The organism is Sandarakinorhabdus sp., assembly GCF_031422795.1.
Lineage (GTDB): Bacteria > Pseudomonadota > Alphaproteobacteria > Sphingomonadales > Sphingomonadaceae > Sandarakinorhabdus.
Map to the genome: position 1 here is coordinate 1 of NZ_JANPML010000465.1, position 8,971 is coordinate 8,971.

The window sequence follows — 8,971 nt, forward strand, 5'->3', positions numbered from 1 at the left end:
GGCTGGGCGTCCCCCACAACCAAGTTTTTCGGTTTTACATCGTTGGCTCTGCGGGCCCCCCCAAAACCCTGGTGGGGGGGTTCGGCCCCCCGCCCCGCCGGAGGCCCTCACTTTTCACTTTCCCTTCAGTCCACAAACACACGCTGGGACAAGCTGCCCGGAATGCCCGACGAACGCCGCCGGGTCGGGGAACGACTGCGCGTGCCGGGGGTTTGATGGTCGTGGGAAAAGGAGATTTCACCATGACGGATACAAGCGAACGCACGATCGGACAGAAGATGGCGATCGGCAAGGGCGGGACCTCGGCCTTGATGGCCGGGGTGGCTGGTTTCGGGCTGGGCATGATGGTTTCGGCAGGTCGCAAGGCGGCGGCGCAGGCGGCGACGTTTGCGGCGGGCGACTGGTTCGAAGGCTTAAAGGCCGAGCATCAGGCGGCGCGCAAGCTGCTGGAGCAACTGGCGGCCACGCGGGAAGAGGATGTGGCCAAGCGCGCGGCGCTGGTGCTTGAACTGCAGTACGCCCTGGGCAAGCACCACGTGCAGGAAGAACATGTGATCTACTGCGTGGTGGCCGAACATGGCCAGAGCGATGTGGCCGAAGCGCTGAACAGCGATCATTTCGAGGTGAAGCAGGGCCTGTATGCGCTGGAAATGATCGGTAAGAAAAAGGGTCCGGGCTTCCTGGAAAAGGTCGCCGCCATCCGCACCGCCTTTGAATCGCACGTGCGCGAGGAAGAAGACATGGTGTTCCCGACCTTGCAGGCGATGCTGACCGACGAGGAAAAGAAGGTGCTGACCAAACGCATGAACCGCGAAGGGTTCAAGGTGGCGTAAGCGGCCGCTGGCAAACGGACGTAGGGCGGCAGTGCGCACCGGAAGTGCGCACTGCCGCCCAACGACGTTTTGCCATGGCTTAAACGGTCAACGCCGCGCGCCGGCGACGCATGGCAGCGCCGGTGAGGCCGAAGCCAGCGATGAGCATGGCCCAGCTGGCGGGTTCGGGGACAGCGCCGCCACCGGGAGCGCCGATCGTGATGTCGTCGAACACCGCGCCCTGGAACAACACCGAACGTGCCGCGCCGGAAAAGGCCATCGTGAATTTGGTGAAGCCGCAGCCCGACACCGTTGTGATTGGTGAGGTGGCGAAAACGCAGTTCGTCGGCGCTGGCACGGATACAAAGCCGAGGATCGGGTTGGCCGACGCTGTATAGCCACCTTCGTTTGCGAAGATGGTCACGCTGGCCGGCGCCGCCAAGGCGCCGCCTGGAACATATATCCAGAAGCTGATCTCGTCGGTAAAGCCGCGGGCAAGATTGAACAGCGTGCGGTTAAAATCATTCCTCTCGAACGGCGCGGAAAGAACCTTGAGGCCCGAGGGCGGTTTTGGAATGACGGTCGAACCGCAAGGGATGCCACCAGGGCACAGGCGTAACTGTTCAAGCACAGTGGCAAAGCCCTGGATACTGATACCGAAGGCAGGACCTGGATTTCCAGATTGTTGACCAAATTGGTCGATCGCCCGGCCGCCATTGTAGAACTGACCTGGTGTTCCGCGGTCCGGAATATCATCGAACGACAATGTTACGGCTGCCTGGCTTGGCACTGCTGCTGCCGCCAGCATTACTGCCGCTGCCAATTTGATAGGATTTATGTACATATTGCCCTCCGAAACACGGTTCCGAGCGATGCGATATGGCCGAGAAAGCAGCCGCAACACCCCCATTTGGGGGTGGCGGGAAAAAGATCCTGCATGCATTCAAGTGGATATGAACATCCGGGCGCGGGCTTTTCTTGAGCGGTTTCGTCAAGCGGACCGCGACAACGCTTTGCTTGATGCGTTGGCCGAAGACCCGGAAGGTTTGATGGCTGCAATCGCGACGGCGCCCGGTGCCATGCTCTCGGCCGCCCAGGCTGCCGGGCGAGCCAGCGGGCCGCCGGTGGATTTGCATCCCGGCAGCTTTGCAAGTGCCGCTTGCGACCGGTTGGGGCGGTTGGTGGCGGCGGATGAGCGCTTTGGCGAATGGCTTGGCGGCATGGACCCGTTGGCTGCCGTGGTGCGGCGGGTTGCAGCCGGCAAGCCAGGCTTGTCGGCAATTGCCGATGATCGCAGTGGCCGGCCTGTGGCTATCGCGGCAGCGAGTGCAGCCGAAGCGATGCGCTGGCCGCTCGCTGATCATGTCCGCGCCGCTCTGGCCAACGGCGCAGCAGATTTTGCCGTGATTGCGTTCCGGCCGATGACGGCAACCTGGGAGCAAGCGGCGCGGGCTTACGGGCTCAGCCCGCAGGAAGCGCGGCTTTCGACAGCGCTGGTGTTGACCGGCGAATTGCGCGAGGCCGCGAATAGCATCGGCATCTCGTATGAATCAGCGCGCAAGCTGGTGCGCACCGCAATGGCCAAGGTGGGCGCGTCGCGTCAGACTGAGCTGGTGCGCCGGGTGTCAGCCGCAGCCGTCGGCGATATGCGCGCGCCGGAAACACTGGCATCAATGCTGGCGGAATTATTTGGGCTGACCAAGCGGCAAGCGCGGTTGGCGTTGGATGTGGCGCTTGGCGCCCAGCGTGAAACCGCAGCTGCAGCGGCCGGCGTATCCGATCATGCCATCAAGACCGAAATGAAAGTGGTGTTTCAGGCCTGCGGCGTGACACGCGCGGTCGATCTGGCCCGGGTGGTGGCTGAAGTCGCAGCGCTGAGCGGTCTCGCACGGGCTTGCAACGTCGAGATTATGGGCGTTCAGGGCGAGCCATTGCGCTTGGTGGCGCGCGCCGGCCGGCCGGGGCTCATTGCTGTGGCCGATCACGGTCCGGCGCATGGGCGGCCATTGCTGATGTTTCATGCCTCGGTGGGCGGGCGGCATTTGCCGCGTGAGTTGGTGCGGGCATTGCAGGCTGCCGGCTGGCGGCCGATCAGCTTTGATCGACCAGGGTTCGGGCTTACGGACATGGCGGCAGGCGATCCCTTTGCCAACGCCGCGGCTGATGCAGTCGAATTGCTGGACGCGCTTGGCATCGACACGGTGACGATCTTGGGGCGCACGGCTGCTACAGCGGCGCTGACAGCGGCGCATCGGCTCGGCGGGCGAGTGATCGGCGGCGTGCTGGTGGGCCCGGAGCCGCCGGCAGCGCTGGATCGGCAATGGAGCGGCATGATGGGTCGCGGCAAAAAGCTGTTTTTTGGCGAAGGCGCATTTGCCGAAGCGTTTGCGCGCATCCTTTCGCAGCGGACCAGCACGGAAATGATTGAAAGGATTCAGCGCAAATCGGTAATGGGCAGCGCGGTGGATGAAGCCGCGCTGGATGATCCGGATCTGCTTGCCGATCATGTCCGTGCTTCGCGTCAGGCAGCCCTGGGCATGGCCGGGTTTCTGGCGGAAGTGCAGGCCCACGGCAAAGGCGCAGTGCCGCCGGCGCTGGCCGATGCGCGGGGCTGGGTGGTTTTGGCAGGCGCCTGCGATCCACTGTATCGCTTTTCAGATGCCGCTGATTTTTGGGCGAGTATTTTGCCCGCCGCCGAGCAGCGCGTGCTGGCGGACGGCGGACGCTGGCTGCACCTCACGCACGTTGCGGCGATTGTGGCGGCGCTGGAGTCTGTGCGGATAGACGGCTAGCGGCCAAGCCTGATGTATACTGGGCTGCCACTAGCAAGGCCCGCCTTTTTCCTGAAAATCAGTCGCGCAGCAGTTCGTTGATTCCGGTCTTGCTGCGGGTCTGCGCGTCCACCGTCTTCACGATCACGGCGCAGTAGAGATTGGGGCCGGGCGTGCCATCGGGCAGCGGCTTGCCGGGCAGCGTGCCGGAGACGACGACGGCGTAGGGCGGCACGCGGCCCATGTGGATTTCGCCGGTGGCACGGTCGATGATCTTGGTCGACGCCCCGAGGTAGACGCCCATCGAGAGCACGGCCCCTTCGCCGACGATCACGCCTTCGGCGACTTCGGCGCGGGCGCCGATGAAGGCGTTATCGCCGATGATGACAGGATTGGCCTGCAGCGGTTCGAGCACGCCGCCGATGCCAGCGCCGCCGGAGATGTGGACGTTTTCGCCGATCTGCGCGCAGCTGCCGACGGTGGCCCAGGCATCGATCATGCTGTTCTTGCCGACGCGGGCGCCGATGTTGACGAAGCTGGGCAGCAGCACGGCGCCCGGCGCAATGTAGGCGCCGCGGCGGACGATGGCGCCGGGGACGGCGCGAAAAGCCGCGGCGCGGAACTGGGCTTCGTCCCAGCCGTCGAATTTCAGCGGCACCTTGTCGTAGAAGCTGGCGTGTCCGAAGCCGGGCATCACCACATTGTCGTGCAGGCGGAACGAGAGGAGCACGGCCTTCTTCAGCCACTGGTGGGTTGTGCCGTCGGGTTCAGCGACCCGCAATTCGCCGGCGTCGAGCGCGGAGAGGGCGGCATTGACGGCGGTGCGCAGTTCACCGTGGGTGGCACTGGTGACGGTGGCGCGGTCTTCCCAGCCGGCGTTGATGATGGCTTCGATGTTCATGCGGTTTCCACCTGTTCCAGCACCTCGGCCAGGAAAGCGGCGAGATCGTTGATGATGTAATCGATGTGATCGCGGTCCGAGCCCGGCCCCTGCTCCGAGCCATTGTCGATCCACACGGTTGTCATGCCGATGGCCTTGGCGGGCGTGAGGTTGCGCGCCATGTCTTCGACGAACATCGCGCGTTTCGGGTTGATGCCGTGCGCGGCGCACATGTTGGTGTAGGCCGGCGATTGCGGTTTGGGCACATAATCGAGCGCGTGGATGTCGTGCATCGCATCGAAAACGTGGGTGAGGCCAAGGCGGGCCAGCACCTTTTTCGCGTAGGGCGCGTCGGCATTGGTGAAGATATATTTGCGGCCCGGCAGGCGGGCAATCAGATCGCCGAGTTCCGGGTGCGGGCGCAGCACGTCGATATCGACATCGTGGACATTGGCCAGGAAATCATGCGGATCGACATTGTGCAGCGCCATCAGGCCGGGCAGCGTCATGCCGTGGCTGTGATACAACTCTTTCTGGATGCGATGGGCTTCGATCGGGTCAACATTCAGCAGGCGCTGAATATAGAGGCCCATGCGCTGATCGATCTGCGGGAACAGCGCCGAATGCGCCGGGTACAGCGTGTTGTCGAGATCGAAGATCCAGTGATCGATGTGGCTCAGCCCGTTCATGCGGGTTGCCATAGGCGCAAGCAGCCGCGCTGTCATGATGGCAAATTGGGTGACGGGGCTGCCTGGCGGCAGGGCGCGCGGGTGCCGAAACAGCGGGTCGGATCGCCAGAACCGCACCCGCGTCAACCTGAACGGCGGAACAGTCTGGTGCCGCGATGGCGCGTCGGGGCCGCTGTTGCACTGCGGCATGAACGCCGCGTTTCAGTCTGACGCGGCTGGGACCAGCCTAGGGGCGCTGCGTAGAGCGCGGATCGCTGGTGGCTGGGCGTATGCGCAGCACGGCCATCGGGCGCAGCACTCTGTCCAGCGGATCGGGTTTCGGCACCGGCAGCGCCCCCATGGCATCGAGGTGCTGCGAGATTTCGTGGAAATGCGTGCCCGGGGTGAGCAGATCGCGGCAGAGCGGGTTGCTGATCTGCAGGCCCGGCTGGCCCTTTGGCCAGAAGCATTCGTTGAAACGGTCGGCCAGCAGATCCTGCCCGGCGATGAAGCTGTGCAGCCGCACCAGGCGATGGTTCTTCCAGTCGAGCTGGAAGCGCGGCTTGTCCGGATCATCAAGCGGGTCGGTGGGTTGGCGCGGGTCAAAGCGGCTGGCCAGAACGGTGCCAGCCATGCTGCCCTTGTTGTCGATGCTCTCGATGGTGGCCTTGTCCATATCGAGGTTGAAGCCGCCTTCGGCACCAGACAGGCGGATGTGGATGATGCGGTCGCGCGTGCCGGTCTGGTCATAGTGGCTGACATCGGCCCAGGTGCGGGCCGTTTCCACGACACGCATCGCCAGCCCGGCGAGCTGGGCGACGGGATCCCCGCTGGCCGGTGCCTTGTAGAATCGCACTCGGTCGCTGTTGGCAAAGGGCATGATCAGATCGATCAGGCCGGCTTCGGCCACGCGCTCGTTGGTGCCGCCCAGGGTTCGGACATTGCCCGGCACCGCCCGGCTGTAGCTGGCATCGATATCGCGGTATTCCTCGATCGACAGATCATCGTCGGGATAGAGCAGGTTGACCGCAAAGGATGGCCGGTTGGGCACGGCACCATCGAACAGGTGAACGGGAAAATTGGAGGTGATGCCGCCATCTGAAAGATAGACCGGCGACAGGATCGGGCGGCGCTCGTCGGGCACTTCGGGCTGCCCCACCCAGCGCAGCAGCCACAGCGGCAGTGGCGTGAACAGTCCGGGAAAAGCCATTGAGGCGCGGGCGCCGACGATGATTGGCAGATCCTTGCCCTTGGGCAGCAGTCGCAGATGCCGGCCAGCCTCGCCACAGGCTTCGGCCGCCGCGCAAATCTCGTCGGCGGTATAGCCCAGCCCGCCGGGCATGCCATCGTCCTGCACGCTCCAAGAACAGGGCACCATTGCGGCCAGCACATCGGCGGGGAACAGCCGGGCCCAGGCGCGTGGATCATAATAGAGGCGGTGGTTTTCCGGCAGGAAGGGAAAGCTGACGGATTCCAACCGATTGAGATCGCTGCACACCAGCACCAGATCGATGCCGCGCTCGCTACGGGCGCTGGGCACCCCGCCTGTGTCCACTGTCCACAGATCGCCAAAGGTCAGCACGTCGTCGGCGGTGCCGCCGGTGCGGCCCGCCAGGGATTGCACATTGTGGTGCAGCCATTGGGTCAGCCCCGGCACGGCCACGCCGTCCACTCGGGCGCCACTGGCGGCCATGCCGGTCATGATGCCCAGTCCGTTGTCCACCACGCGGCTGGCCAGCTGAACAAGCTCACGGTGCAGCAGCGCCCCGATGGTGACCAGCATCATCAGGCCAGCGCAGAACAGGCCAACCAGGGTTGCCGCCGCGGGTGACCAATGGAGCGGACCCTTGGCATAGGCCAGGCCTGCAAGGATGGCGGGCGCCACCGTCAGAGCCAGCCAGCCCGCGAACGGCCGGCCGAGCAAGGCAAGCGCGGCGGCGCTGCGCCCGCCTGGCCCCGGCATCAGAAAGTGCAGCAGCGGCGCGGTGGCGGGATCCGGTTTGAACAGCGCCTGCAGAAAACTGCCGCCAGTGGAGGTGCGCTGCGCCGTCTGCTGGCTCAGCCACATCATCTGTTCGCGCGCCTGGGGGTTGCGGCCACTGCGCAGGCCATACTCCATGGCGGCAGCCGCCGCCGCCGCAATGGCGCCGGCCGAGGTTCCGCCGATGTTGCGCAGGCGATAGCGCTGGGTGATGGCGCCAATGGCCCCGGGATAGACGATGCCGCTCGTTACCCCGCCCTTCATGACCAGATCGCAGTCAAGGCTGCGGCCGTAACGGTCAGTCTGGTTGTCTGCAGTGCGGCTCGCGGAATCGGTCATGGCTGTGCTTCCCCCCGGAAACAGCTGCGTTGCGCGACCCTGATACCATTGTGCCATCAGCACGCGCCGCAGGCCAAGCGGCAATTTCGCCACTTGTGCAGGCTGTGGCCCGATCAGGCAAAACGCTGTTTCAGCGCCACCATGGCCAGCGCGGCGGCAGCGGCTTCGCCGCCCTTGTTCTTCTGGGTCTTGTCAGCCCGCGCGATGGCCTGGGCTTCGTTTTCGACCGTGAGGATGCCATTGCCGATGGCGAAGCCGTCCAGCGTGAGCGCCATGATGGCGCGGGCGCTTTCACCGGCAACAATTTCGAAATGATAGGTCTCGCCGCGGATCACGCAGCCCAGTGCGACATAGCCATCATATTCGCCGCTCGCGTCGGCAAAGGCGATGGCGGCCGGCACTTCCAGCGCGCCGGGCACGGTGATCACCTCCCACGTCGCGCCGGCGGCCTTCAGCGCGCTGGTAACGCCGTCGCGCTGCATATCGGCGATGTGGGTGTAGAACGGGGCTTCGACGATCAGGATGTGCATGAGATTCAGCTCCGGGGCGGGATGGCGCGTTCGCCGACAACATGCAGGCCATAGCCTTCGATGCCAACAATATTGCGATGCTGGTTGGTGAGCAGGATCATGTCGGTCACGCCCAGATCCACCAATATCTGCGCGCCGATACCATAATCGCGCAGCACGATCGATTCGCCCTGGCCCTTGGCGCGCATCTGTTCGGAAATGGCGGTGGGGCTGCCGTCGCGGATGATGACGATGATGCCGGCACCTTCTTCGCCGATCACGTCCATGGCGCGCCCCAGTTGCCCGGCGCGTGTGCCCTTTTCGGCGAACATGTCGGTGAACATGGATTGGGTGTGGACGCGGACCAGCGTGGGCTTGCCCGGTTCGATGCGGCCCTTTTGCAGCACCATATGCTCGCCATATTCGGCGGTGTTGGCATAGGTTTTGGCCAGCCACTCGCCGCCGTGCCAGCTTTCCAGCTTGGTTTCGGCGACGCATTTCACCAACCGGTCGTGGGCGTGGCGATAGGCGATCAGATCGCGGATAGTGCCGATCTTCATGCCGTGGCGGCGCGCAAACGGGATCAGATCGGGCAGGCGGGCCATGGTGCCATCGTCGTTCATGATCTCGCAGATGACGCCCGACGGGCTGAGGCCGGCGAGGCGGGAGATATCGACACTGGCTTCGGTATGGCCGGCGCGCACCAGCACGCCGCCATCGCGGGCAACCAGCGGAAACACATGGCCGGGCGAAACGATATGTTCCGGGCCCTTGGCCGCATCGATGGCCACCGCAATGGTGCGGGCGCGATCGGCTGCGGAAATGCCGGTGGTAACGCCTTCCTTGGCCTCGATCGACACGGTGAAGGCGGTGCTGTGCCGCGTGCCATTGTGCTGCGCCATCAGCGGCAGGCCCAGCGCCTTCACGCGTTCTGATGCCATGGCAAGGCAGATCAGGCCGCGGCCATATTTGGCCATGAAGTTGACGGCATCCGGCGTCGCCATCTGCCCC

Annotated in this window: 8 protein-coding genes; 2 read left to right on the top strand and 6 right to left on the bottom strand. The window is 64.6% G+C overall.

Going from position 1 to position 8,971, the window contains the following annotated elements; all coding sequences use genetic code 11:
- The first annotated feature begins 242 nt into the window (after positions 1–242).
- The gene (locus tag RMO81_RS15625) at positions 243–833 is read left to right on the top strand and encodes a hemerythrin domain-containing protein (RefSeq protein WP_310476873.1); all 591 of its coding nucleotides are present in this window, start codon (positions 243–245) and stop codon (positions 831–833) included.
- Between the two features lie 79 nt (positions 834–912).
- Here the strand turns inward: RMO81_RS15625 and RMO81_RS15630 are convergent, their stop codons facing one another.
- The gene (locus RMO81_RS15630; protein ID WP_310476875.1) at positions 913–1,620 is read right to left on the bottom strand and encodes a PEPxxWA-CTERM sorting domain-containing protein; all 708 of its coding nucleotides are present in this window, start codon (positions 1,618–1,620) and stop codon (positions 913–915) included.
- Between the two features lie 241 nt (positions 1,621–1,861).
- Between RMO81_RS15630 and RMO81_RS15635 the strand changes: the two genes are divergently transcribed.
- Complete coding sequence (locus tag RMO81_RS15635; RefSeq protein ID WP_310476876.1) at positions 1,862–3,604, top strand: alpha/beta fold hydrolase; 1,743 nt, start codon at positions 1,862–1,864, stop codon at positions 3,602–3,604.
- Between the two features lie 58 nt (positions 3,605–3,662).
- Here the strand turns inward: RMO81_RS15635 and dapD are convergent, their stop codons facing one another.
- The 5 genes from dapD to ribB all read right to left on the bottom strand — a co-directional run.
- Positions 3,663–4,484: a 2,3,4,5-tetrahydropyridine-2,6-dicarboxylate N-succinyltransferase gene (gene dapD, locus RMO81_RS15640; RefSeq protein WP_310476877.1), complete on the bottom strand. Its 822-nt coding sequence runs from the start codon at positions 4,482–4,484 to the stop codon at positions 3,663–3,665.
- Positions 4,481–5,188 carry a pyrimidine 5'-nucleotidase gene (locus RMO81_RS15645; protein WP_310476878.1) on the bottom strand — a complete coding sequence of 236 codons (708 nt, stop codon included), beginning with the start codon at positions 5,186–5,188 and terminating at the stop codon, positions 4,481–4,483. The genes dapD and RMO81_RS15645 overlap by 4 nt, the downstream gene beginning before the upstream one ends.
- A 190-nt stretch (positions 5,189–5,378) precedes the next feature.
- Complete coding sequence (locus RMO81_RS15650) at positions 5,379–7,451, bottom strand: patatin-like phospholipase family protein (RefSeq protein ID WP_310476879.1); 2,073 nt, start codon at positions 7,449–7,451, stop codon at positions 5,379–5,381.
- A gap of 113 nt (positions 7,452–7,564) precedes the next feature.
- Positions 7,565–7,981 carry a 6,7-dimethyl-8-ribityllumazine synthase gene (locus tag RMO81_RS15655; protein WP_310476880.1) on the bottom strand — a complete coding sequence of 139 codons (417 nt, stop codon included), beginning with the start codon at positions 7,979–7,981 and terminating at the stop codon, positions 7,565–7,567.
- A gap of 5 nt (positions 7,982–7,986) precedes the next feature.
- On the bottom strand, positions 7,987–8,971 hold a 985-nt coding region (gene ribB / locus RMO81_RS15660; protein WP_310476881.1), incomplete at its 5' end, for a 3,4-dihydroxy-2-butanone-4-phosphate synthase.

Bases quoted from the DNA above. Each gene is read 5' to 3' on its own strand.
- RMO81_RS15625 (WP_310476873.1), top strand. From the start codon at position 243: ATGACGGATACAAGCGAACGCACGATCGGACAGAAGATGGCGATCGGC.
- RMO81_RS15630 (WP_310476875.1), bottom strand. From the start codon at position 1,620: ATGCTGGCGGCAGCAGCAGTGCCAAGCCAGGCAGCCGTAACATTGTCG.
- RMO81_RS15635 (WP_310476876.1), top strand. From the start codon at position 1,862: ATGGCTGCAATCGCGACGGCGCCCGGTGCCATGCTCTCGGCCGCCCAG.
- dapD (WP_310476877.1), bottom strand. From the start codon at position 4,484: ATGAACATCGAAGCCATCATCAACGCCGGCTGGGAAGACCGCGCCACC.
- RMO81_RS15645 (WP_310476878.1), bottom strand. From the start codon at position 5,188: ATGACAGCGCGGCTGCTTGCGCCTATGGCAACCCGCATGAACGGGCTG.
- RMO81_RS15650 (WP_310476879.1), bottom strand. From the start codon at position 7,451: ATGACCGATTCCGCGAGCCGCACTGCAGACAACCAGACTGACCGTTAC.
- RMO81_RS15655 (WP_310476880.1), bottom strand. From the start codon at position 7,981: ATGCACATCCTGATCGTCGAAGCCCCGTTCTACACCCACATCGCCGAT.